General features: G+C 42.5%; 24 protein-coding genes and 1 tRNA gene. 6 read left to right on the top strand and 19 right to left on the bottom strand.

Annotated elements, in window-relative coordinates; all coding sequences use genetic code 11:
* Positions 1 to 229 precede the first annotated feature (229 nt).
* The 12 genes from rfaD to CRENPOLYSF2_RS10865 form a co-directional block, all read right to left on the bottom strand.
* Positions 230 to 1,183: an ADP-glyceromanno-heptose 6-epimerase gene (gene rfaD, locus CRENPOLYSF2_RS10810; RefSeq protein WP_087143961.1), complete on the bottom strand. Its 954-nt coding sequence runs from the start codon at positions 1,181 to 1,183 to the stop codon at positions 230 to 232.
* The gene (hldE, locus tag CRENPOLYSF2_RS10815; protein WP_087143962.1) at positions 1,180 to 2,604 is read right to left on the bottom strand and encodes a bifunctional D-glycero-beta-D-manno-heptose-7-phosphate kinase/D-glycero-beta-D-manno-heptose 1-phosphate adenylyltransferase HldE; all 1,425 of its coding nucleotides are present in this window, start codon (positions 2,602 to 2,604) and stop codon (positions 1,180 to 1,182) included. The genes rfaD and hldE overlap by 4 nt, the downstream gene beginning before the upstream one ends.
* Entirely contained in the window at positions 2,585 to 3,169 is a 585-nt protein-coding gene (locus CRENPOLYSF2_RS10820) for a D-sedoheptulose-7-phosphate isomerase (protein ID WP_087143963.1), read from the bottom strand. Before CRENPOLYSF2_RS10820 ends, hldE begins: the two co-directional genes overlap by 20 nt.
* Positions 3,147 to 4,949, bottom strand: a complete 1,803-nt coding sequence (gene msbA, locus CRENPOLYSF2_RS10825) for a lipid A export permease/ATP-binding protein MsbA (RefSeq protein WP_087143964.1) — start codon at positions 4,947 to 4,949, stop codon at positions 3,147 to 3,149. The genes CRENPOLYSF2_RS10820 and msbA overlap by 23 nt, the downstream gene beginning before the upstream one ends.
* A gap of 45 nt (positions 4,950 to 4,994) precedes the next feature.
* Positions 4,995 to 5,810 carry a glycosyltransferase family 2 protein gene (locus CRENPOLYSF2_RS10830; protein ID WP_087143965.1) on the bottom strand — a complete coding sequence of 272 codons (816 nt, stop codon included), beginning with the start codon at positions 5,808 to 5,810 and terminating at the stop codon, positions 4,995 to 4,997.
* A 4-nt stretch (positions 5,811 to 5,814) separates the two neighbouring features.
* Positions 5,815 to 7,101, bottom strand: coding sequence for an O-antigen ligase family protein (locus CRENPOLYSF2_RS10835; RefSeq protein ID WP_140396848.1), 1,287 nt, complete (start codon positions 7,099 to 7,101; stop codon positions 5,815 to 5,817).
* 44 nt (positions 7,102 to 7,145) lie between these two features.
* Complete coding sequence (gene rfaQ / locus CRENPOLYSF2_RS10840; RefSeq protein WP_087143967.1) at positions 7,146 to 8,237, bottom strand: putative lipopolysaccharide heptosyltransferase III; 1,092 nt, start codon at positions 8,235 to 8,237, stop codon at positions 7,146 to 7,148.
* A 76-nt stretch (positions 8,238 to 8,313) separates the two neighbouring features.
* Complete coding sequence (locus CRENPOLYSF2_RS10845) at positions 8,314 to 8,739, bottom strand: desulfoferrodoxin family protein (RefSeq protein ID WP_087143968.1); 426 nt, start codon at positions 8,737 to 8,739, stop codon at positions 8,314 to 8,316.
* Positions 8,740 to 8,894: 155 nt separating this feature from the next.
* Complete coding sequence (locus CRENPOLYSF2_RS10850) at positions 8,895 to 9,674, bottom strand: hypothetical protein (protein ID WP_087143969.1); 780 nt, start codon at positions 9,672 to 9,674, stop codon at positions 8,895 to 8,897.
* Between the two features lie 37 nt (positions 9,675 to 9,711).
* Positions 9,712 to 10,137, bottom strand: coding sequence for a YqaA family protein (locus CRENPOLYSF2_RS10855; protein ID WP_087143970.1), 426 nt, complete (start codon positions 10,135 to 10,137; stop codon positions 9,712 to 9,714).
* A gap of 62 nt (positions 10,138 to 10,199) precedes the next feature.
* Positions 10,200 to 11,132: a cupredoxin domain-containing protein gene (locus CRENPOLYSF2_RS10860; protein WP_087143971.1), complete on the bottom strand. Its 933-nt coding sequence runs from the start codon at positions 11,130 to 11,132 to the stop codon at positions 10,200 to 10,202.
* Positions 11,133 to 11,326: 194 nt separating this feature from the next.
* Positions 11,327 to 11,917, bottom strand: a complete 591-nt coding sequence (locus tag CRENPOLYSF2_RS10865) for a hypothetical protein (protein ID WP_087144009.1) — start codon at positions 11,915 to 11,917, stop codon at positions 11,327 to 11,329.
* A 265-nt stretch (positions 11,918 to 12,182) separates the two neighbouring features.
* On the opposite strand from CRENPOLYSF2_RS10865, the gene pgi reads away from it, so the two are divergent.
* The 5 genes from pgi (at position 12,183) to tadA (ending at position 19,079) form a co-directional block, all read left to right on the top strand.
* Positions 12,183 to 13,820, top strand: a complete 1,638-nt coding sequence (pgi, locus tag CRENPOLYSF2_RS10870) for a glucose-6-phosphate isomerase (RefSeq protein WP_087143972.1) — start codon at positions 12,183 to 12,185, stop codon at positions 13,818 to 13,820.
* On the top strand, positions 13,817 to 15,274 hold the full coding sequence (gene mltF / locus CRENPOLYSF2_RS10875; protein ID WP_087143973.1) for a membrane-bound lytic murein transglycosylase MltF: 1,458 nt from the start codon (positions 13,817 to 13,819) through the stop codon (positions 15,272 to 15,274). The genes pgi and mltF overlap by 4 nt, the downstream gene beginning before the upstream one ends.
* Before the next feature lie 241 nt (positions 15,275 to 15,515).
* Positions 15,516 to 16,982 (top strand): IMP dehydrogenase, encoded by a 1,467-nt coding sequence (guaB, locus tag CRENPOLYSF2_RS10880; protein WP_087143974.1) that lies wholly within the window; start codon positions 15,516 to 15,518, stop codon positions 16,980 to 16,982.
* Positions 16,983 to 17,040: 58 nt separating this feature from the next.
* Entirely contained in the window at positions 17,041 to 18,627 is a 1,587-nt protein-coding gene (gene guaA / locus CRENPOLYSF2_RS10885) for a glutamine-hydrolyzing GMP synthase (RefSeq protein ID WP_087143975.1), read from the top strand.
* Positions 18,618 to 19,079: a tRNA adenosine(34) deaminase TadA gene (tadA, locus tag CRENPOLYSF2_RS10890; protein ID WP_087143976.1), complete on the top strand. Its 462-nt coding sequence runs from the start codon at positions 18,618 to 18,620 to the stop codon at positions 19,077 to 19,079. The genes guaA and tadA overlap by 10 nt, the downstream gene beginning before the upstream one ends.
* Before the next feature lie 138 nt (positions 19,080 to 19,217).
* Here tadA and CRENPOLYSF2_RS10895 read toward each other — a convergent pair whose 3' ends face one another.
* Positions 19,218 to 19,430, bottom strand: a complete 213-nt coding sequence (locus tag CRENPOLYSF2_RS10895) for a hypothetical protein (protein ID WP_087143977.1) — start codon at positions 19,428 to 19,430, stop codon at positions 19,218 to 19,220.
* Between the two features lie 214 nt (positions 19,431 to 19,644).
* Here CRENPOLYSF2_RS10895 and cmoA point away from each other — a divergent pair, with 214 nt between their 5' ends.
* Complete coding sequence (gene cmoA, locus CRENPOLYSF2_RS10900) at positions 19,645 to 20,385, top strand: carboxy-S-adenosyl-L-methionine synthase CmoA (RefSeq protein WP_087143978.1); 741 nt, start codon at positions 19,645 to 19,647, stop codon at positions 20,383 to 20,385.
* A 13-nt stretch (positions 20,386 to 20,398) separates the two neighbouring features.
* On the opposite strand, the gene CRENPOLYSF2_RS10905 is transcribed toward cmoA, so the two are convergent.
* From CRENPOLYSF2_RS10905 to yiaA, 6 genes are all read right to left on the bottom strand, one after another.
* A tRNA-Arg gene (locus CRENPOLYSF2_RS10905) sits at positions 20,399 to 20,475 on the bottom strand.
* A gap of 87 nt (positions 20,476 to 20,562) precedes the next feature.
* Positions 20,563 to 20,787 (bottom strand): PA3496 family putative envelope integrity protein, encoded by a 225-nt coding sequence (locus tag CRENPOLYSF2_RS10910; RefSeq protein WP_087143979.1) that lies wholly within the window; start codon positions 20,785 to 20,787, stop codon positions 20,563 to 20,565.
* A 103-nt stretch (positions 20,788 to 20,890) separates the two neighbouring features.
* On the bottom strand, positions 20,891 to 21,838 hold the full coding sequence (gene pip, locus CRENPOLYSF2_RS10915) for a prolyl aminopeptidase (RefSeq protein ID WP_087143980.1): 948 nt from the start codon (positions 21,836 to 21,838) through the stop codon (positions 20,891 to 20,893).
* A 653-nt stretch (positions 21,839 to 22,491) separates the two neighbouring features.
* Complete coding sequence (locus CRENPOLYSF2_RS10920; RefSeq protein WP_087143981.1) at positions 22,492 to 23,433, bottom strand: C-type lectin domain-containing protein; 942 nt, start codon at positions 23,431 to 23,433, stop codon at positions 22,492 to 22,494.
* Between the two features lie 456 nt (positions 23,434 to 23,889).
* Positions 23,890 to 24,747, bottom strand: a complete 858-nt coding sequence (rpoH, locus tag CRENPOLYSF2_RS10925) for an RNA polymerase sigma factor RpoH (RefSeq protein ID WP_087144010.1) — start codon at positions 24,745 to 24,747, stop codon at positions 23,890 to 23,892.
* A gap of 191 nt (positions 24,748 to 24,938) precedes the next feature.
* Complete coding sequence (yiaA, locus tag CRENPOLYSF2_RS10930) at positions 24,939 to 25,397, bottom strand: inner membrane protein YiaA (RefSeq protein WP_087143982.1); 459 nt, start codon at positions 25,395 to 25,397, stop codon at positions 24,939 to 24,941.

Raw genomic sequence — 25,397 nt, forward strand, 5'->3', positions numbered from 1 at the left:
TCGACAGATACAACAAATGAATTAACATGAGTTGATCTTGTGTCGAATGTAATATAACATCACTGACATTCATCACAAGTACCCACACACATTATTTTGATCTAGGTTTTTAAAGAGCTTAACAAGACATCTAATCCGCCTTATTGTTTTGCAGTGAAGATGTTATGTCGTCGCTGCAAAGAAGGTCTATTATAACCAGCCCACAGATTAAGTCAACACTATTTTAAATTTATTTAACACCTTCATTTAAATGATCCAAATAACGACTTACACCATCCTTCACATCTGAGAACTTTTTCTCATAACCAACGTGCCTTAGCCTAGATATATCAGCCTGCGTATAGCTTTGATAGCTGCCTTTAAGATGCTCTGGAAAAGGAATGTATTGAATGCTACCATGTCCGTGCCAATCAATCACAGCTTGCGCAACAACGTTGAACGTTTCAGCCTTACCAGTACCTACATTGTAAATACCACATTGTTCAGGATGCTCTAAAAACCACAAATTAACATCAACCACGTCATCCACATAGACAAAATCACGTTGCTGCTCACCATCGCCGAAGCCATCACAACCCTCAAACAACCTAACTTGCCCACTGTTTATAATTTGTTGATTGAAATGAAAGATAGTACTGCTCATAGCGCCTTTATGCTGCTCTCTAGCGCCATAAACATTGAAATAGCGAAGACCTACAACGGGACTTTTAATCTCACCACCCACTCGGCGAACATATTGATCGAACTGAAATTTTGAATACGCATACATATTTATAGGTTGCTCACAGCCCCGATCGACTTGAAAACCAGATTGGCCTGCCCCATAAACCGATGCCGACGAAGCATACAAAAATGCACTGTTATTTGCCACGCACGCATGTAATAATCGCTTGGAATAGTCATAATTATTTATCATGACATAATGACCGTTCCATTCTGTCGTTGCCGAACACGCGCCTTGATGCAACACGGCACGAACATCCTTAAAAAAACCTGGCGCTTCAATTTTAGCGATAAACTCGGCTTTATCCATGTAATCGGCAATGTCAAGATCAGCCAAATTATGCATTTTTTGGCCATTGGTCAAATTATCCACCACCAATATATTGGTTTCGCCACGTTGATTTAAGCCACGAATCAGATTACTGCCAATAAAACCAGCCCCGCCTGTCACAATAATCATACTCGCTCCTTTGCGCGATTAATCATCGCTGTGGTTGATTGCCCATCGACAAACGACAAAATACGCACTTCTCCACCTGCTTTTATCACACAATCGCCTCCCGCTACTTGTTCTGGCGTATAATCGCCGCCTTTTACCAAAATATTCGGCAGCATTCGACAATACAGTCGTTCTGGAGTTTCTTCCTCAAAAGCGACCACCCAATCCACACATGCTAGCGCCGCCAAAACCGCCATACGTTCGGGTAATTTATTGATAGGTCGCGACTCACCTTTAAGCCGCTTCACCGACGCATCCGCATTGACCGCTACAATCAAGCGATCGCCCAGCGCTTTAGCTTGCTCTAAATAAGTGACATGACCTGCATGTAATAAATCAAAACAGCCATTGGTCATCACGATACGCTCGCCATTAGCTTTAGAGCTGACAAGCAAGCTGAGCAATTCATCCTCAGAAACTACACCATACAGAAAATCACGATCACCGTGCATAGCGCGGGTTAATTCATGAATAGACACAGTAGACGTACCCAACTTACCTACAACGATACCGCCGGCCAAATTTGCCAAATACATAGCATCGTATAAAGACATGCCCAATGCGATGCTCAATGCCATCACCGCTATGACTGTATCGCCGGCACCGGTAACATCAAACACATCTTTGGCTTGTGCGGGTAATGAATGCGTATCATACGCTTGAATCAAGGTCATGCCCGCTTCACCGCGTGTTAGTAATAATGATTCAATATGATGACGCTGAAGCAGACTCCGGCCTTTTTCGATCAATTCGGCCGCATCTTTACAGCACCCAACAACTGCCTCCAGTTCAACCACATTCGGTGTCAGGATGCTAGCGTTTAAATATCGTGTGTAATCATGTCCTTTAGGATCGACCAGCACCTTAAGTCCTGCCTGTTTTGCTGCGTTTATATACCGCGCCACATCTACCAACGTGCCTTTACCGTAATCTGAAAATACGATAGCTGTATTACTGGTCAAATGCGTTTGTAATGTGGTAAACAACAGCTCTTGATCAAATAGCAACGGTATTGTTTCAAAATCAACGCGAATAAGCTGCTGATGTTGCGCCATAATCCGCAATTTACAAATACTGCCGGTATTTTTAGCAACCACAAAGTCACACACCACACCTGCCGCTTCTAGCAATTTCTTAATGCTATCGCCCTCAGGATCATCACCAATGACCGCTAACAAAGTGACTTTACCGCCTAATTTAGCAATATTAAGTGCAACATTACCCGCGCCGCCCACACGGTCTTCTATGTTATTAACCTGAACCACAGGTACCGGTGCTTCTGGGGAAATGCGTGCGGCCTTGCCAGACCAATAACGATCCAACATCACATCGCCCACCACTATTATATGGGCAGCGCTAAACTCAGGCGTGGTTGCTAACATTAAACACCTCCTCTACCGCACCGCACCACCAATGGGCTATCACAATATGCGCTTCCTGAATTCTTGCCGTTACCGCTGAAGGCACAACAATTGACACAGTCGCTTGTTTTTTCAACTCACCACCTTCACACCCCGTTAAGGCGATGACAGACAAACCCTGTAATCGCGCAGTCTGCACGGCTTTCACTATATTCTTGCTGTTCCCAGACGTGGAAATAGCAATCAAGCAATCTTTCTCATTGCCGAGCGCTTCAATCTGCCGAGCAAATACGGTATCAAAATCATAATCATTGGCATGCGCTGTTAAAATAGAACTGTCTGTCGTTAAAGCGATAGCCGCCAAAGCGCGGCGTTTTTTTTCATAGCGCACCACAAACTCAGCAGCAATATGCTGGCAATCTGCCGCGCTACCGCCATTACCGCATAATAATATTTTTCCGCCTTGATTTAAGGTGCTAATTAACAATTGCACCGCCGCATTAATGTCATCAAGACAGCTTGTTAGCTGCGCCATCACAGCATTATGCTCTGTTAATACCGCTTCAAAAGTCTTCAATTTTTTCATCCCTAATCTGTATCGACTCGTTTACATCAGCCAATTTTTGCGATTTATCTTTAAATTGCAATGTGTGTAATCTGGCATACGTACCGTTTTTAGCCAGCAATACCTCATGAGAACCTTGCTCAACAATACGCCCTTGCTCCATCACTAAAATAACATCCGCATTTTCAATAGTCGATAAGCGATGGGCAATAACCAAGGTTGTCCGATTACTCATCACATTTTGCAAGGCAGCCTGTATGTAACGCTCAGATTCGGTATCAAGTGCCGAAGTGGCCTCATCTAAGACCAGTATCGGCGCATTTTTTAATAGTGCTCTGGCCAATGCCAAGCGCTGTCGTTGGCCACCGGATAATTTAACACCATTCTCACCAATTTCAGTATCCAGACCTTGATCCAATTTACTGATAAATTCCATAGCATAGGCATCGGTAGCGGCCTGAGTGATTTTATCTCGACTGGCGGTACTTAGCACCCCATAAGCAATATTATTGGCAATCGTGTCATTAAACAAGGTAACCTGCTGACTGACTAAAGCTATTTGTTGGCGCAAGTTAGCTAATTTATAGGCATCAATCTTAATATCATCCAGTAAAATTTCGCCTATTTCATAGTTATAAAACCGTGATACCAAACCCGCCAAGGTGCTTTTACCACCACCGGATGCACCGACCAAAGCCACTGTTTGCCCCGCTGCCACTTTAAAACTAATATCTTGCAGAGCATAGTCTTGCGAGCCTGGATAACGAAAAGACAAATTTTTAAATTCCAATGTCCCCAAACATCGCTCGGTGCAATACACACCATCATCTAATTCTTCTTCTTCATCCAAAATATCAAATAACGATTCCGCTGCTGCAATACCCTTTTGAATATCGCCATTAGCATCACTTAATTGCCGAATGGGTTTAGGCAACAAAAACGCCGCCGTAAGATAACCCACAAATTCACCAACACTGGCTTGTTTCATAAAAAACAACGCCATATACATTAATATGGATAAGGTTATCCCAATAATAAATTGCATAACCGGGTTATGTATCGCCATTGTGGTGGCCAGCTTTAATGATTGCCGACGGTTATATAAACTGCTCGCTAAAAAACGCTGCTGCTCATAATCTTCGCCACCGTAGCTACGCACTACCCTAAAACCACTGACCAGCTCTGAGGTAATATGGGTAATATCCCCCATAGAATCTTGTATACGCTTACTGAGCATACGTAACCGCTTGCTCACATAAACTACAAGAACTACAATAATCGGCGCTACGCCAATAAAAACTAAAGACAGTACCCAGTTACTGTAAAATAAATAGATTAATAAACCTATTGCAGTAAAACCTTCCCGTATAAATGTTCTCACTGCATCAGTAGTGGCTTTGGTTACTTCGCCAACATTATTAGTAATTCTAGATATTAAATAACCACTGTTATTAGAATCGAAATAGGCAACGGGCAAACGCGTATACTTGTCAAATATCTCGCATCTTAACGTATGTACCACATTTGAAGATACTTTCGCCAAAAAATAATTGCCTAAATACGCACCAATTCCATGTACCATAATCAAACAACTGAATAATACCGGTAAATAATACATACCTGCGCGAGATTCTGTTTGTAAGGTATCGACAATATGCTTGAGCATGGCTGCAAATAAGGTTTGCGTGCCCGAATAGAGTAAAAAACCTAAGATTGAAATCATAAAGAGTCCAATATGCGGCTTTACATAAACAAGTAAGCGCTTATATATTTCAATGCTTACTTTGGCTGGTTTTGACATAAGGTATAAAGTAGATTAAGCGTGATGAGCTATTTCATCTTGCTGTTAATGACCAAGGTACTGAGAAATACCTTTTTTTGCAACGATGAAATCGTGTTGATTAAGACGCTCCAATAAGCGTTGATAATTTGAATCATGCTGGCTTCTGTCATTTTGCGGATGCCATAGATGTAACACGGGTACAGCAAATCGCCCTTCTTTACGAGTAACGCCTGCATGTATCAAGCGAATAACCAAATCAGAGTCCTCATAGCCCCAACCTTCAAATAATTCGTCAAAACCATTCACGCGCAAAAAATCATTGCGCCAGATGGCTAAATTACAAGTCATGGCTTTCTGCCATTTTTTAGGCTCTATTAACCGAAGCGCACCCAGTGGCAACTTAACCAATGGTAATAAACGATTAATTTTATTTTTGAGGCGTAAGCCCAAAAAATACTGCCAATCTTTATGAGACAACGACAACTTATTTTGAAGCACCTGCTGAGTAAAATCTTGACTTATTAATACTCGGTTACCAGGAACAAAATGTCCAGAAACCGCAAGTTGACGATGTCTACTTACAAAATCAGGGCGTACAATACAATCACCATCCAGAAAAACTAAATACTCCCCTGAACTTTGTGCAACCGCTTTATTTCTAATAGCACTGGCGCGAAAACCCTTGTCGTCATGATAAATATATTTAATAGTTACACAAGAAGGAACACAAACAAATTTATTGATTGCCAAATTCTCTGTACTTGAGCCGTCATCTGCAATAATAATTTCAAAATCATTATCTGTTTGTATAAACAAAGCTTCCAAACATAATTGCAATGCAGCAGGCCAGTTATAGGTTGTTACAATAACAGAGATCATTGCATTATGGTTTGCACATTTTGCTGGCTGTTTTTACATAACCATCAGATATATTACCTGCCATGAAAATTGAGATAAATATAATAAATCCCATAACTGTCATGCGCCGATCAAAAATACAATCTGTTAATGCAAAAAAAGCCATTAAGAAAACACACCAAAAACCGCACCTTGCCCATACATTTTCGTAATAATTTTTCTTAAACTCTGTCAGGGGCATAAATAATAAAGAACAAGTAATAATAAAACCTACAATTCCACCACTTGCAAGTGAGCAAAAATACTCATTATGTGCATGAGAATACACAATTATCCATTTCGAAATAATATGTTCTTTATAAAGCAGCAACAAAGCATCATCAAAATTATTTAAACCCACACCCAACATGGGATGCTGACTAAATATTATTAAAGCGGCGCGCCACATTTGTAAACGAGCACCCATTGAAGTATTATAATTATCATTATTAAATGAGGACAGCTCAGCCAAGGTTTCTGATATTCTACTGCTAATATGATTAGCTGTTAGTATATTGAGTATAAAAAACACTATAACGACAAAGCTAAGTGCCACTAATATAGGCTTCATAGTTATTTTTTTTATCTTAAAAGCAACGCTCCAAACCACCCAACATAGAAATAATGCCACCACGCCGCCACGCACACCGGCATATAAACAAATGACGATGCCCAAAAAAACACCTAAAAAACCTAAGCGCCGATATTTTTTTCCCGAGAATAAAATATACGCCATAACACCAATTAAAAGCGATATATCGGCAAATTTTATTGCACCAGAACCTGGAAATCCTGTGCCATATAACCCATAGGGTCTGTCAATATTAAGAAAATGAAATTGAATAATGGCTATAAAAAATGCAATTATGGCAGCAGCAACACAACCAAAACCCAACATGTAGCTGTTAGGTTTTAATAGCACCATAATAGGCGATACCAGCAACCACATTAAAAATATTAATGCATTATCTATTGATTTTAAAGGGCTATTAAAAAAAACAATAGATATAGCACTCAAAACAAAATAAGCACTATAACCGTAAAATACATACCTAAAATACCCAAATTTATAATAGTTTTTTAACGCATTAAAATAAGTATTTCTATTAAAATGTCTATTATATAAAATAAGTATACAAAAAAAACATACCCACAAGCCAGGCAACCAAGCAACCAGAAAAATAGGCAAGCTGAATACTATGAGATTAAAAAGCCATTGACATGTTTCAGGCGATCGATCAAAAAAACCAACCCGCTGCGTATTTTTTATCATAATCCCTTTAAATGGCGCACTAAGGTTAATTAACAATCACCACGCTAGGCAAGCAATAGTTCATCAATAACTGACTTAATCGTCTTAATGGATAAAGTATCCAAACACTGGCTGTAACTTTGCCTATGCTGTTCACAACCTTCTTTATGGCAAGGTACGCACGCCGCTTTACCCTGAATAAAATTAATATTGTTAACTTTTTGACAACCAACCTTGTTAAAAGGATTGTTATTTTCTGCAAAACCATATGGCCACGGCGCCCATTTTACCGGATTAGTTGGCCCATAAAGTGCAATCACAGGGACAGCCGTTGCTGCGGCTAAATGGGTAATACCGGTATCAGGGCCTATAAATAATTTGGCACCAGCAATAATTGTCGTCAGCTCAGCTAACGACAACTGCCCCGACAAATTGACCGTATTTTCTGGCAATTGCTGAGCAATATTAGCTATATAATCTAACTCTTCTTGAGCGCCGCCCCCTGAAAGCACTACCCTAAAACCCAGTTGATTTAGGTAAGAAGCAATCGCCAGCCACCCCTCTAAAGTCCAGCGTTTGTAAGTCCATTGCGGAAACAAGTGCAAGACAACATAAGCGTCCGGCAAAAAAGCAAATGGTATCACGCTAGCACTGTTATCTATCTGCGGCGGTACAACGGTAAAATTTTTGGCAATACCCAGCAAATCGGCTAATTTTAAATTTTGTAATACCGTATGGGTGTCATCATTATCAAACTCAATCCAGCGCTGTATAAAAAATCGCTTCCACCACCCTGTCAAACCTTTGGCGGGCACTACCGATACCCTGGTTGATGCCGCCAATAAACCATACACAAACGGTCTATCACCTGTTTGTGTCACCACCACTAAATCATAACGCCTAAAAATACGCTTTATTAAAACACCATATTGCTTACAATTTACACGTAACGGTGTGCTGATAATAGCGTCAATATCTTTATTACCTGCCAACATCGCCGCCGTATTGTCATACAGCAAAACATCTAGCTGCGCATCAGGATAGGCAAGTCGCAAAGAACGTATCAAAGGTGTCGCCAACAAAACATCACCCAAATAGCGCATGACAATTACCAAAACTCGCGCCGGCTTTGGGGTTAATATTTGGTAATTGGCCATAAACAATACTACGCTATCAACACTATCAACATTAAGTCGCTTGCTAAACCTGTCATCGTATACTAAAAAATAACGGTTATACTTTTGCCGAATTCAACCAAAGGTCATGTTTATTACACATACTCAATACATGAAGATCACCCGTGTAAGCGTCTAAAGTAAAGGTTGAAATAGCGGTTTTGTCTTTAGTGGGGTTAAATAAGTACTCATTTAAAAATTTGTAATCCTTATCTAACAAAACATGTTTGACAATATAATGTTCATAATCCTTCATTTCGTGCGCAGTAACTACTTTTACAATTACTTTACCGTCTTTTTTTTCTATGCCTATACTGGGTAAATGTCCTGCTATTTTTTCACGCCAACGCCCTGGAGATTCTTGGGTATAATAAATATCACTGATAACAAGCTGCTTCGACTTTTCTGCCAACACAGTCGCAGGCGCTACTATACCGACACCCACACCAGCTACACTTAATTTAATAAAATCACGACGTTCCACACTGCCTCCCTACGATTAATAATCACATACCAATCAATTTAAACAACGCTGAGCGCTGTAAATTTAAACCCTAAACAAACACCTATAGCGTAGCGATTATTCGAGGTTCACCACTAAAAGTCAATCAAAGTTACTTATCAAAATAGAATCACTACTCATTCGTCATTTCCACTTTGATACGCGTATTTTCTAATTTTAACACTTGCCCATAGCTTAATATCTTTCAATGCATTCATTACTGGCTCAGATCCACCCATCGCAACTGCATCGACCAAACAATACCAGGCAGCAACACCACTAGGTGGATTGCCTTGCGTCCATCCCAACACCGGATCGATAGCCGCCCACTGCCAAGTGCCGACAGCCGTACCAATTAACTCCAACCATGTGGTGATAAAAAACGCCGCCAGGTAAACCATCGGCGATTTACCTTTAAAAAGATAGATCAAAAACACACAAAACAGCAGCATACCAACCGCATCGCCCTGCCCTAAGCCGCTAACACCCCACAGTGACCACAAGCCACACACACTCACCACCAGCACGGTAATTTTTCTGGCATATTTTAAAAACAAGCCCGATCGCGCTAACGCCACTGCGGTTAAATATACCATACCATGACCTGGCGGCACATAAGCTGGCACATTATGAAAACGATAGGTATATCCGCCCATAAACGGTGAGGCAAAATGCTCACCAAGAGTTGCAAAACACACAGCAATAGCAACTTGCACCCGAATTTCTTTGGTCTCACCCAACAAAAAAATAGCTAAAAAAACCCAAGCACAACTACCTAATACTTTTTGTTCGGCAAGTGTGGCATCGGCATCATTTATCAAAGCAAAAGCGACACAAAAAAACGTAACCGCCGCAATAATATAATCTCTTTTGTGATGCACACAGATAATATCAACGCTTGGAAAATGACGTAACACGATAACCTCGTAAAATTTTGTTTCTAAAAATATTGCCTTAATTAAACAGCCATGTCACTACCGCGTACCGCGCACATTTACCGACCAAAATAGCCACAAAAGCCGGTAATAACGGCAACCCTAACCAACCACCGGCAAAACAAAAACCATCCCCTACCACAGGTAACCATGAAAAAAGCAAGATCCACACACCTTTTTGTTTAACGGTACGCAAGGCGCGCTGTTTTTTTTCTGACAGTTGTGTCGCCACCGGTATTTTTTTTGCCAGCATCCAGCCTAGCCACCACGTCGTCATCGCCCCTAAGGTATTGGCTAATGTCGCCACGGTCAATAACTGCCAATTTGGGTAATCGCCTTGTGTCACCATAAAAGCCAACACCGCCTCAGAAGCCCCAGGTGCAATCGTTGCCGATATGAACGCACTGACAAACAGTGCCCACAAGCCTGTTATTGTATCGTGCATTATTTCTCTCAAAAAAAAACCTGTGGCCTATTCAGCGCACAGGATTTTTAATATTAAAACCTTTATTTTTTATCGGGTAATGACTTAGCCTTTTTTGCCAGCAGCTTGTTAATAAAACCAGATAAACTGTTAACAACAAACGTAACACCCACTCGCAGCGCATCCAAACTGTAGGCTACGGCTTCAGCACTACTCATGCCTTTAAACTTTTTTGCTAAGAAAGGCGCAACCAATAAACCGAGCGCGATACCCAGCACTGTCATACCCGAAAACACCGAATCATCTTGCGCAGCCGTCGCTACTGCACTGGCTTTTTTGGCAGCTGCCGCAACCACAGCATCTTCTTCTGCTTTTTTAACATCAGCCGCCGCCACATCTAATGCCGCTGCAATTTCTTTTAAGCCACCGGTATAATCATCGGATACTGCATTAGCGGTTACTCCTGGAATACTGGGTAAATCGCCATCACCTTTGCCAACTTTAAGCTGGGCTTTCATGCCTTTTTCCATATGCTGGGCAATATCGCAATGCACCAGATAGGTTTTATCGCCCGGTGGTAAAATCAACGTACCGGACACTTTGGCAGGCCCTGACACTTCCAAATGAAACATGCCTTTGTTATATAAATACTTAGGCAAGCCATGCATCATCCATTGATGCCTGATACTGTCTTCATTAATAAAATGCACTGTTAATTTGGTACACGGTTCAAACTGAAACTCTTGAGTGTCGAAAGCATACATTCGACCTGGAAATTTCTCCGCGTATTTATGGCCTGCATGAACAGTAATTTCCCGTTCTTCAGAAATACTGTCACACCCGCCTGGCAAAGTGCTGGTATTTTGCCCCATCACCATACCACCTGCCATGTCCATTAAATGGCCATCGCCGTGATCCATCAGCATACTGTTATGATCTTCAATCGCTTGTTCAGCCGCCCATGCTGGTATAGAAAAAACCGCAACAAGCGCACCTGCTGATAACAACTTCACCATGATTTTTTTCCCTCTTTCGTTTAATAAGCGCTATCAGTGTCATACAGCCAGCGCTGGCATTACAACCAATAGCACTCATAACAAACTTTAGTCGCCCATGTAAGACTGTATAAAAGTACCCACGTCCACTGAGCAAATAAGCCGCTCAATAGACATTTTACTTTACATGGTCACCAAAATTACAAAAGTATCACCTAACTTATAATTTTCGCAACAGTCTCATCGACTTTACGCTTAAAGCCAGCGCTTGATAAATAGCCCATGAAGAAAGCACCAAAGATGCCTAGTGCATATAAGGCATAAGTGGTTTTAGCGGTTGCTGCGCCACCGCCTGCGCTAAAGCTCATGTGTGCGTCCAGTTTCTCACCTTTATCGGGTACTAAAGAAATATGAATTAAATATTTACCGGCTTCTTTAACGCCGTTTGGCAAAACCAGTTCAACGGTTCCGCTTTTGTGTTTGGCGGCTGGCAAAAAGAATACCCGTGTACCTTCAGGCTCTTTGGTCACTTCAAACTCAACTGCATGGCCTCTGTAACGTTGGTCTTGGTAATCAAAAACCAATAGAATTTTTTCATCTAACTTAGGGATGCTGGCACAAAATTCTTCCGAAGGGAATGAACCTGGTTCGTAAGCCGTGTAATGCAGCCAGTGGTCTTTTTCTAATTCGAACTTACATTGATCGGTATCGGTACCTGCCGCGCCACCGTGTGCCCATAACGAAGCAGAAAACAACAATGCACTCAGTCCTAAGAAAGTTTTTTTTGCCTTATTTGATTTGATCATAATCATGCCCTCAGATTCTCTCTTTTTATAGTATATATCGACGTTATTTACATGTCTTTTAAGCCATCAGCTTCGAAATAACCCACTATTCGCTCACGTAACGACAGGAAGGCACTCTAGCACATCAGTCCAGACAAATAAAGGACAGCAAATATCGCTTAACGTTCAAAGTGAATCTTCTGTATCTTCTAAAGCCACACTATTGATATCCGCGTCCAGTTTTCGTAGACTTAGACACACAACCCTCACCTCAATGGAGTAACACATGTCATCACTGACGGCGTCAAACGCTTGGAAGGCATTACAGAATCACTATCAGCAAATACAAAACAGCTCAATGCGTGAGGCTTTTAATCACGACACCCAGCGCCACAGCAAATACGCTGTGCAGTTGAATGATATTTTGTTTGATTATTCAAAAAACCGAATCAACGATCAAACCATGCCTTTATTAAGGGATCTGGCTCACTACGCTGAGCTGCCTGCCAAAATTGAAGCCATGTTTACCGGTGTCGCTATCAATACGACGGAAAAAAGAGCGGTTTTACATACCGCACTGCGTAACCGTGGCAATCAGCCTATTTATGTCGATGGCCAAGATGTCATGCCTGATGTTAATGCCGTATTAGAAAAAATGCGCCATTTTTGCCACGCGGTACGTTCCGGCGAATGGACAGGTTATACTGGTAAAAAAATTACTAATGTTGTCAACATAGGCATTGGCGGCTCTGGCCTTGGACCTAAAATGGTCTCCATGACTCTCACGCCTTACAGTTCGGATACTCTTAAAGTTCACTACGTTTCTAATGTCGACCAGACCAATATCATCGAAGAATTAAAAGGTCTATCGCCCGAAACCACACTGTTTATTGTGGCATCAAAACTGTTTTCTACCCAAGAAACCATGATTAACGCTAATTCAGCGCGACGCTGGTTTTTAGACAGCGCCCAAGATACCAGTGCCATTGCCAAACATTTCGTGGCTATCTCAACCCATAGCGAAAACGTGGCTAAATTTGGTATTGATACCGATAATATGTTTGAATTTTGGGATTGGGTAGGTGGGCGTTATTCACTGTGGTCAGCGGTAGGCTTATCGATTGCATTGTATATCGGCATGGATAACTTTGAGGAACTGCTGCAAGGTGCTTACGAAGCTGATTTGCATTTTCGCAACACGCCGTTAGAAAAAAACATTCCTGTTATTATGGGTTTACTCGGTGTATGGTATAACAACTTTTTTGACGCTCGCTCTTATGTACTATTGCCTTATGATCAATCCATGCGTTATTTTGCCGATTATTTTCAGCAAGGCGACATGGAAAGCAACGGTAAAAGCGTCGATCTAAACGGCGATAAAGTCGATTACAGTACCGGCCAGATTGTCTGGGGACAACCTGGCACTAATGGCCAACACGCTTTTTTTCAGCTCATGCACCAAGGTACGCAATTAGTACCGTGCGATTTTTTAGCAGCCGCCAACAGCCATTACCATTTACCAGAACATCATGATGTGTTGATCTCTAATTTTTTAGCACAACCCGAAGCGCTGATGCGCGGCAAAACTGTTGAAGAAGTCAAACAATCCCTGACAGCGGAGCAACAACACGATGTTGAGTTGGTCGCATCCAAAGTATTCGAGGGCAATAAACCATCTAATTCTTTTTTGTTTGAAAAAATGACCCCGAAAACCTTAGGCACCTTATTGGCGTTTTACGAACATAAAATTTTCGTCCAAGGTGTTATTTGGAATATTAATTCGTTTGACCAAATGGGAGTTGAATTGGGTAAAATACTCGCCAATGCCATATTACCGGAACTTAAAAACCAAGATGTTATCCAAAGCCACGATTGCTCAACAAACGCGCTCATTAACGCCTACAAAAAACTACGACAATCTTGATTAAACTACCCAGATTAATTATCAGCTTCCTTGTTGCATTTCTACTCGTAGCATGCAGCAAAGAAGATTCTGTGCTACCGGCATTGCAAGCAACCAATCAGTTAGAAAAAATTAAATCTGCCGGTGTTTTAAAAGTTTTGACACGCATCGACCCAACCACGTATTACAAAAATGCCGATGTTTATACTGGGTTAGAACACGATTTAGTGGAATTATTTGCCAAACAGCTTGGCGTAAAAGCTGAATTCATCATCCCCGATAACTTCGGTACTATCCTAAATGATATCGCAGCAAATAAAGCCGATATTGCCGCTGCCGGTATTACCGTAACCCAGCAACGCGCACAAAAAATGCGTTTTTCTCCCAGCTATTACCAAGCCACAGAACAAGTCATTTATCGCTCAGGCAATCCACGCCCCAAAAATGTCAGCCAATTAACTGACAGCATTATAGAGATCACCGAAGGTACCAGTCACGTTGATACCTTAACAGTTCTCAAAAAAAAGTTCTCCACGCTAAACTGGACGGTCAATAGTGAGCTCGACACCAACGGCTTAATGTATTTAGTTAATGAAGGTCTGATAGATTACACCGTCGCTGACTCCAATCAAGCCCTACTGATACGGCGCTTTTACCCTGAACTGAACATCGCATTCGATCTTACCAAACCTCGCCAGCTTGCTTGGGCAATGAGTCCGTCAGCAGATAACAGCTTATTTAATGAAGTCACCCATTTCTTTGAGCGCATTAAAAAAGACAAAACACTGGCACAGCTGATCGAAAAACATTACAGCCATGCCGATACTCTAAACTATGTTGATAACTGCACTTTCCGTCAACACCGAAAAAGTCGCTTACCGCTATATCAAAAACACTTTGCCGCCGCTGCAAAACAATACCAGATTGACTGGCGCTTACTGGCCGCCATCGGCTATCAAGAATCCCACTGGCAAGACAACGCCATCTCACCCACCGGTGTAGAAGGTATTATGATGCTCACTAACGATACCGCCGAATTGTTAAAAATAAAAAACCGCAAGGACCCAATCCAAAGCATTGAAGGTGGAGCGCGTTATTTTCAACAACGAATCAAGCTACTCGACGACACCATCCACGAACCTGACCGCACCTGGCTTGCACTTGCTTCATACAATGTTGGCATGGGGCATATTTACGATGCACAATTGTTAACCAAACAACAAGGCGGCGACCCCAACAAATGGCTGGATGTTAAACAGCGCCTACCCCTACTCGCCGATGAAAAATGGCATAGTAAAACAAAATACGGCTTTGCCCGTGGCAACGAACCGGTGCAATACGTCGAAAATATTCGTGGTTATTATGATTTGTTAGTGTGGCTGACAGAGGAAAACCAAATAAAAAAGCAAGTAATGGAAGTCAAAACCTATGCACCTAACAGTGCGGCGGCCAACAACAGCCCATCTACGCTTTAAAAAAGCTATCAAATTAACTTTGACAAGACCAAACCAAATTTCAACAAAAAGTCACACACAGGTAATACTGTCGTCACATACTGAAGATATACTGCCGCATTTCCCACGACTACACACTGTAATACACAGCTTGTCAGTACACAAACGCAATAACCCGTGTGTTTAACTATTTTGTGTAATGTCTAACTCAAACAAAAGTAGTACAATAGCCGGTTAAATTAACGATTCCCAGGTATAGATTATGCAAATTATTCAAGAAGCACTGACGTTTGACGACGTGTTATTAGTGCCAGCATACTCGAATGTGTTACCGCGTGACGTGGAAATGATAACGCAGCTAACCCGTACCATTAGTCTTAACATTCCACTGGTTGCAGCGGCAATGGATACCGTAACCGAAGCCAGATTAGCGATTGCTATCGCCCAAGAAGGCGGCATCGGCATTATCCACAAAAATATGACCATAGAACAGCAGGCGCGTGAAGTCTCCAGCGTCAAAAAATACGAAAGCGGTGTCATCAAAGATCCCATCAGCGTGTCACCTGACATCAGCATCCGCGAAGTTATTGCCTTAACCCAAGCCAAGAACATCTCTGGTGTACCAGTGGTTAATGGCGACGAATTGGTGGGCATTATTACCAGCCGCGACTTACGTTTTGAAACCCGTCTTGACGAACCCGTTTCCAAACTAATGACCCCGAAAGCACGGTTAATCACCGTCAATGAACACGCAGACCGCAAGGAAGCCATTGCTTTATTGCATAAACACCGCATCGAAAAAATCCTGGTCGTCAATGACGACTTTCATTTGCGCGGCATGATTACTGTCAAAGACATCCAAAAAGCCAAAGACTACCCACAAGCCTGCAAAGATGAGCAAGAGCGCTTGCGGGTTGGTGCCGCTGTCGGCACCGGCCAAGGCACAGAAGATCGCGTAGCGGCGCTGGTTGCCGCCGGTGTTGATGTCATCATCGTCGATACCGCACACGGCCATTCACAAGGTGTTTTAGACCGCGTGCGCTGGATTAAGCAAAACTACCCCGATGTACAAGTGATTGGTGGCAATATCGCCACCGCCGATGCGGCACTGGCATTGGTCGAAGCCGGTGCAGACGGCGTTAAAGTCGGCATAGGCCCAGGTTCTATTTGTACCACGCGCATTGTTGCAGGCGTTGGCGTACCGCAAATCAGCGCCATCAGCAATGTAGCGGACGCGCTAAAGGGCACAGGTGTACCGTTAGTTGCTGATGGCGGTATCCGCTACTCCGGTGATGTCGCTAAAGCTTTGGCAGCAGGCGCTCATGCCGTCATGTTGGGTGGCTTGTTTGCCGGCACCGAAGAAGCCCCCGGCGAAGTCGAATTATTTCAAGGCCGCTCGTATAAGTCTTACCGTGGCATGGGCTCATTAGGGGCAATGTCGCAACGCCAAGGTTCCAGCGACCGCTACTTTCAGGAAAGTACCGATTCGGTTGAGAAACTAGTACCCGAAGGCATTGAAGGCCGTGTACCTTACCGAGGCAGCTTGCTGGCAGTGATCCATCAATTACTGGGCGGGGTTCGCGCCAGCATGGGCTATACTGGCAACCGCTCAATCACCGAATTTCATGACAAAGCCCAGTTCGTGCGTGTCACTTCAGCAGGTATGCGCGAAAGCCATGTGCATGATGTGACCATTACCAAAGAAGCGCCAAATTATCGTACTGAATAAATGACTACACCAGCCCTGAATCGTTATTTTTCGCCTTTCCCTTGCTAACAAAGTTATCGTGAACCAACACAACCTAAATATCCATGAGCATAAAATCCTGATCCTGGATTTTGGCTCACAATACACCCAGTTAATCGCCCGCCGTATCCGAGAAATCGGTGTGTACTGCGAAATCTATTCTTACGATGCCAACGCCGAAGATATCAACAACTTCGCGCCCAAAGGCATTATCTTATCCGGCGGCCCAGATTCTGTGACCGGTGATGACACACCCCGCGCCCCGCAAAACGTCTTTGAGCTGGGTATTCCCGTGTTAGGCATTTGTTACGGCATGCAAACCATGACCGAACAACTGGGCGGCAAAGTTGAAACATCCCATCATCGAGAATTTGGTTACGCACAAATTAGGGCGCGTGGACATTCCAAATTACTTACCGGCATAGAAGACCATTTATCACCCGAAGGCTTTGGCCTACTGGATGTATGGATGAGCCACGGCGACCGGGTAACTCAGTTGCCCGACGGTTTTAAGCTGATAGCAAGCTCCGATGGCGCACCGATTGCTGGCATCGCCTACGAGGAACGCAATTTTTATGGGCTGCAATTCCACCCTGAAGTCACCCACACCCATCAGGGTACGCGCATCTTGTCGCGTTTTGTACTGGATATTTGTGGCTGCGATGCCCTGTGGACCACCAACCACATTGCTGAAGACAGCATTAAAGCCGTGCAAGCCAAAGTTGGTACAGATCACGTCATTTTGGGATTATCTGGTGGTGTAGATTCTTCCGTCGTGGCAGCTTTACTGCATAAAGCCATCGGCGAGCAACTCACTTGCGTATTTGTCGATACCGGTTTGCTGCGTTTGCACGAAGGCGACCAAGTCATGGCCACTTTTGCCCAGCACATGGGGGTTAAAGTAATTCGCGTGGATGCCGAACAACGCTACTTACACGCTTTGCAAGGCGTTACCGATCCCGAACAAAAACGCAAGATCATCGGCGGTTTGTTCATTGATATTTTTGACGAGGAAGCCGGTAAACTCAACAATGCCAAATGGCTGGCACAAGGCACCATTTACCCAGACGTAATTGAATCGGCAGGCTCTAAAAGCGGCAAGGCGCATTTAATTAAATCGCATCATAATGTCGGCGGTTTACCGGAAAATATGACTTTAAAACTGGTCGAACCGTTGCGCGATTTGTTTAAGGATGAAGTTCGCAAGCTAGGATTGGAATTAGGCTTACCGGCTGATATGGTGTTCCGTCATCCGTTTCCAGGCCCTGGTTTGGGCGTGCGCATCTTGGGTGAAGTAAAAAAAGACTTTGCCGATTTATTACGCAAAGCCGATGCCATTTTCATAGAAGAACTGTATCGCCACGATTTATACGATAAAGTCAGCCAGGCGTTTGCGGTATTTTTGCCGGTTAAGTCGGTTGGCGTGATGGGCGATGGCCGCCGCTACGATTATGTGATTGCCATCCGTGCCGTGGAAACCATTGATTTTATGACCGCTCGCTGGGCGCATTTGCCTTATGAATTTCTGGATTTGATTTCCAGACGTATTATCAACGAAGTGGCAGGTATATCCCGCGTTACCTATGATATTTCCGGTAAACCACCTGCTACTATTGAATGGGAGTAAACGTCACCGGCGATGAAGCCTGGATGCGTTATGCGATACGCCTGGCGCAACATGCTGAGCAACAAGGCGAAGTGCCGGTAGGAGCAGTTTTAGTCAAGGAAAACAGGTGTATTGCGGAGGGCTGGAACGCATCGATTAGCCTACATGACCCCAGCGCCCATGCAGAAATTGTTGCCTTACGTAGTGCAGGTGTAGCGCTGGGCAATTATCGTTTGATCGATACCACGCTGTATGTAACGTTAGAGCCGTGCGTGATGTGCATGGGGGCGCTAAGCCAAGCACGGGTTAATCGCCTGGTGTTTGGTGCAACAGACCCTAAACGCGGCGCTGTTTGTAGCGCCCTAGCACTTGCTGATGCCCGTTTTTTAAATCATCAGATTACATGGCAGGGTGGTATTTTAGCTGACGAATGTGCGGCTTTACTGAAGGATTTTTTTCGTGCTAAGCGTTAGTGCCATTATATTTGCAGCGATAATTGTTAACGGTCAATTGCTGGCTTCTCTCTCAGAATATTAGCGTACTTTGTCTTTTAACTACTCATAATGCGTCCACATCATATAATTTTTATGGCTTGCTCGCGTTCTATTACCTCACCAATCCAATTGGTCAGAGCATTCATTAAGCGGTGTATTTAAGCCATCAATAATTGCCTGCTTAATATCTGGATTTTTTGATAGATAATCGCTATCAGTTTCTGTGTTGACTGATTTCTTAAGAAACATTACAAAATCAAGCACTTCTTTTTGTGAATTTAAAGGTAATGCATTAATTTCTTGATTTATTTTTTCCTGCAAGCTATTCATTGAAGATCCCGTTGATTTACAAGTTAATAATATAAATTTATTTTAAGTCCCTATGATTTTTTGGAGAATCTTTCGCTTAAATTAAGGTACTGTTGGCATTTCTATATCATTCGCTTTGACGCATAATTTGGCTGACTAAACCAAACAGACATCAATAACCTTACACTACTGGGTTTTCGCTAGCCGATTAACCCCACAAATCATTCCATCTTGCATGACCGACCACGACACTCTATTTCAAAAAACACAACACGCTGAAGACTTTACCTTTGACGAACGTGTCGCCAACGTTTTTGATGACATGGTATCGCGCAGCGTGCCATTTTATAACGAAATTCAACGGCTCCAATCGGATTTGATTGTCGATTTTTTACCGGAAAATTCAGCTGTGGTGTGCGATTTTGGTTGCTCGACCGGCACGACCTTAGAACACATTACACAACACCCTAAATGCCCAAGTGATATTAAACTCATCGGCTACGATAATTCTGAAGCCATGCTCGATAAGGCACGGGCTAAACTCGACAAGTTGATAAGTGCCCAAACAGTATCGCTGTGTATTGCCGATCTTAATAATCTGCAAGACTTACCCACCTGTAACGTCGCTATTCTGAATTGGACATTACAATTCGTCCGCCCTATCGACCGCGAAAGCGTATTGAAAACCATTTTCAATGCACTAAAACCTGGGGGCATATTACTGCTGTCGGAAAAAATACTCAGTAGCGATGCGGTATTAAATCGCCTGTATATAGAACACTACTTGCAGTATAAAACAGAGCGCGGCGGCTACAGCGATACTGAGAATCAACGTAAACGCGAAGCATTGGAAAATATACTCATTCCCTACCGTCTGGATGAAAACTATACGTTGCTGGAACGTGCCGGCTTTGGTCGTATCGACACGTATTTTAGGTGGTTTAACTTTGCTAATATGATAGCCGTTAAGCTATAACGACTTAACTAAATGGCGTCCCGAGGCGGAATCGAACCACCGGCCTGTCCCTTAGGAGGGGACCGCTCTATCCTACTGAGCTATCGGGACTGTAAAACAGGTAAATACAATGACAGTGCTGCTGTTTCTATTCACCTTAAAAAGCACTGGCTTTATAATTTAATACAAAACCATTGTCTAAAAACCAAACTCCGACTCATCAAAATCATCAAACTGATCTTTTAATTGTTTCTTTTCCCAGTATATCTCAATCCTTCTACGCGCATCGGTCTTTAACGCTTCTTTTTCAATAACCTCTGACACAGCATATTCACCGTCTTCAAAAATATCATCTATGTCCTGATCGGGTTCTGCATTTTGGGTGCTGGTATTATCACTTAATTTTGATGTTTCTTTTGCCATTTTAAACTCATGTTAATTTCTCTTAAATCCCACCAATGCCGGTAAAACAGGCAACATTATCGCTATAATCCAGCGTAATTCAACAACAACCGTCAAAACACCGTTAATTAATTTTAACGTAATTATCCGTTGCGTCAACCAACGCATTAATCATATCGTCGCCTTGAGCAATATGCCCCGCATTAGGCAATACAACATAGCCAGCGTGGGGCATGGCTTGATGCAGCGCTAAGCCCGCTTCTATGGGGCACACTAAATCTTGTCGCCCATGAATGATGATAGTTGAAACAGTAGACAATTTATAGCTCTGCTCTAATATTCGATTGTCTTTAATAAAATAGTGATTTTTAGCATAATGCAATTCCATACGCACTTGCTGCACCATTTTATCTGTCACATGACTATCATGAGCACTGTCTTGGTAAGCATTGCCTAACGCCACCTGACCACCCCAGGCCATCCATTCTCGTGCCGCCCGTCTTACGGCAATTTCATCATCGCCCCATAATACATCACACAAACCTTGCAAGGGATTAGCCCGTGCCACCTCAGGTATACAAGATATCAGTCGCTGCCATTGTTCGGGATAAATAAGCCGGACACCGTTTTTGATAAACCAGTCCATATCTTGCAGACGCGCTAAAAACACGGCACGAATAACCAATGCACTGACCCGATGCGTATGTTGCTGTGCATACAATAACGCTAACGCCGCGCCCCAAGAACCGCCAAATACGAGCCACTGTTCTATATTGAGCCGCTCGCGGATACGTTCCATATCATCAATTAAATCTTGGGTGGTATTAGCTTCCAGCTCACCAAATGGCACGGACTGGCCGCAGCCACGCTGGTCAAAAAGTATGATCTGATAATAATCCGGATTAAAAAACCGCCTATGATCTGGCTTAGTACCTGAACAAGGCCCGCCGTGTAAAAATATAACGGGAAAGCCATTAGGATTGCCGCTTTGTTCTACATAAACGGAATGCTTGCTGCCGGTTTCAAGAAAAAAACTATGGTAGGCTGGAATTTCAGGATAAAGACTTTTCATTAATGGGCTTGGATTAAACGGCTTACTAAAACAGCTTTACCGTTACACTCACAGGCGTAATATTAGCTATGTTTATAAGCGCTCTAAGGATTAGCGTGTATGTCGATTATAGCACCGCTTAAGACTTAGTTATTGGCCAACGCTGTGATTTTCTTGGCGACCGGAACCAGGTTCCGACATCCTCCTCGCCTAAGGGGAACGAGGATATTGCTAAGGAGCAAGCGTGTATCACTACTACTTGCTGGTTTCTGCTGCTGACAATATTACTGCACCGTTCACTTCACAGACTAACCCCGGAAAGCCTTCGAGGTATTTTACTTTTTAATCGGTTATTCAAGACTTCACACGGGGCGCTTGGTTTTCACTGAGAATGATTTTGAAGCCTTTATGTTTACTGAGTACCGTCATAGAGCGAGCCTAAGAAATGTGCATGAAATAAGTTGAACAACTTAAACTCCACTTCCGTTCGTGCTGAGCTTGTCGAAGCATAAACGTGCTCAAGTTATTTCATGCACGTTCCTAAGCGTCCTCTGCTAGCGGTTTCCATAGTAACAAAGAGAAGCCGAGGCTAAACCCTTTTGGGGTTCAGCCTATTGCCATATGGGTCGCTATCCATCCCCGACCTAAAGAGAGCGGATTTTTCGCTCATCTGGTTAAAACCGCATACTGCTCAATACAGCACCGCTTTTACTGTCACGGGTTTCTGCTCTGGGCATATTATCTGCCTTACCAATACCCAATACAGTGATTTCACTGGCGCGATTACCATTGGTATCAGGCGAGACCATCACTTCTTTTGGCGCAAAGCTTGAATTTAAAAAGCTCAATGATTTCAAATACACTTTATCATTTTTAGCATCTTTAATATTGATCGATGGCTGCCCAAATTCAGAGTATAACGCACCAATTTGAGAATACAACGCACCAATTTCTGGTACACGATTACCGTTTATATCGTCAATGACAACAAGACCGAGTGGCGCTCGTAAACCCGATTTAAACGTTAGAGTACTTAAAACCGCACCTGTTTTAGAATCACGGATCTTAACGACGTGTTTTTGAGTAATATAATCGACATACATAACCGCAATTTCTTTAGCACCATTGCCGTTAAAATCAGGGACACTGGCAATATCAACATAGTTATGATTACTCCATTCACAAACATAACTATTAATACCATCCTTTGCATTAGCGCCCCACTCATAAGTGGTAGCCCATAAATAATCCGCATTTTTAATATTGCGAAAACCAGTGGCAAAATTTTGATAACCCCATTTTTCACCGGTAACCCAATTAAATCTTCCATTTACAGCAACATCAGACGCACCAATCCAAAAGGCACTATTTTTATACATATTATTATTAATAAAATCACGCTCTGGATCAGAGGTAATTGTCACCAAATGCCCATCAGTGAGTTGGCATCTAGCTTGTGCGGCCAGCCACGTTAACGGCTGATCAAATCGTTGATAAAAGTGTTTATTGCTCTCCCATTGAAGACGATTACTGTCTGCCTGTACAGGCGTATTTAAAGACAATAATGTAATGCCACTTAAATACAAAGCGTGTGTTAACTGTTTTTTATTTATCATTGCTGAAGGTTTTCCTGTAAAAATATAAATTAAACTGTCGTTTTTCAACAGGCTTGGTTCACACTCAAACCAAAGAATTTAAAGCACCATGCGTCATCCATAAAATAACGGAACCAATAAGCCCATGTTAAACAACCAGAATTTAAGTATAATAAACACCTTAAATTTTATTATTTTTTACAGAATTTATCAAAAAAACAATAAAATAGCAATTTTTGATAAAAATTCAGACATAAATATCTCGCTTCGTTGCTGGCTTTAATAATCAATAAATTATATGCGCAATGCAATAACGTACAGCGCGGATGATATTTAAGATGGATTTACACAGATTTTATTAGGAATTAATAAAGCGCAAGCCTGTTAGATTTTTTAAACCTAACAGGCTGGTTATTTTGTTATGTGCGGAGATTGCTGTGCTGTGTGATCGTAATGCGATTGAAATATTAATAAAAACTACGCCTCAAGTACAACAGCATGGCGTAGCTTTTTCATAGCATTTTGTTCTAGCTGCCGAATTCTTTCAGCGGAAACATTGTAACGGGCAGCCAATTCATGCAACGTGGCTTTTTCATCAGCTAACCAACGGCTAGACAAAATATCCAAACTACGCTCATCCAGCTTGGCCAATGCCTTACTTAGCATAGATTGTTCATGGCCTTCCCAGTCTACAGCTTCCAGTAATTCGGCTGGGTCTGCGTTATGTTGTTGAAGAAAATTAACCGGCGCGTTATAGTTTTCATCAGAGCTGTCATCTGCTGGCATATCAAAAGACACGTCCATGCTGCCTAAGCGTTTTTCCATTTCATAGACAACGCTGACATCAACATCCAGATCATGCGCGATAGTCGTTGCTTCGTCGTGCGATAGCCAACCTAAATCATGCTTAAATTTACGTAAATTAAAAAACAGCTTGCGCTGCGCTTTAGTAGTGGCAACTTTAACAATACCCCAATTTTTAATAACGTATTCATGAATTTCGGCTTTAATCCAATGCACTGCAAACGACACTAAACGCACCCCCATGTCAGGATCAAAACGTTTAACGGCTTTCATTAAACCCACATTGCCTTCCTGAATAATATCAGGCAAAGATAAACCATAGCCACTATAGCCTCTGGCAACATGGACTACAAAACGTAAATTGGTCATTACCAATTGACGCGCAGCTTCTAAATCACCATGATCCCTGAATTTTATCGTCAATTCCCGCTCTTGTTCAGCGGTTAATTTTGGCATCTGCCTGACCAGATTTAAATACGCGTCAAACGTCCCAACCGACAAATTAACAGGTAAAGCCAATGCACTTGTCATGATCATCCTCAATGTGAAAAACGTTATTATAATACTAGCACTCCTTTGCTTGGAGTGCCAAATATTTTAAAGGTTCATTATCCATCAGTCCTTTAAAAAACAAGGTGCTACACTTACACGATGGGGTTTAATAATTTTTAATGCGTTACAAAAAATTTTTTGACAACGTGTAGATTGGGGTGAGATTACTATTACAACGTATCTGCTGGACGATCGTGATTTTCGGTAAATCTGTTTTCAGGCAATCCCTCATTCATTGGCAAACTAACATCTCTAACATTTTTTTGCACAGCAACTGCCGCAAACAAGCTGAGAATAAAAGACATAGCGTAAAAACCTTTTTCGCTTGTAGCAAGTGACGCATTCCATAAGCCTAAAGCCAATAAAAAAACCGACAACAGCAATGAAAACCAACATAAATTAAAATAAATGCGAGTGACTTGTATATCTTCTAACTGATCCCGCACTGATTTTTGTAAAGAAACCGCCGAAAACAGACCATACATTAGAATTGTGAAGTAAAAGCCTTTTTCATTAAGCAATATCTCCGCATTCCAAAGCCCAACAAGATAAGTCAGAATACCAATACACAAAGCTATCCAGGATGCGCCGATAAAGGCAGGGGTTGGGCGCTGCATGGGTAATGTCAT

The sequence above is a fragment of the Crenothrix polyspora genome (genome assembly GCF_900163755.1).
Taxonomy (GTDB): Bacteria; Pseudomonadota; Gammaproteobacteria; order Methylococcales; family Methylomonadaceae; genus Crenothrix; species Crenothrix polyspora.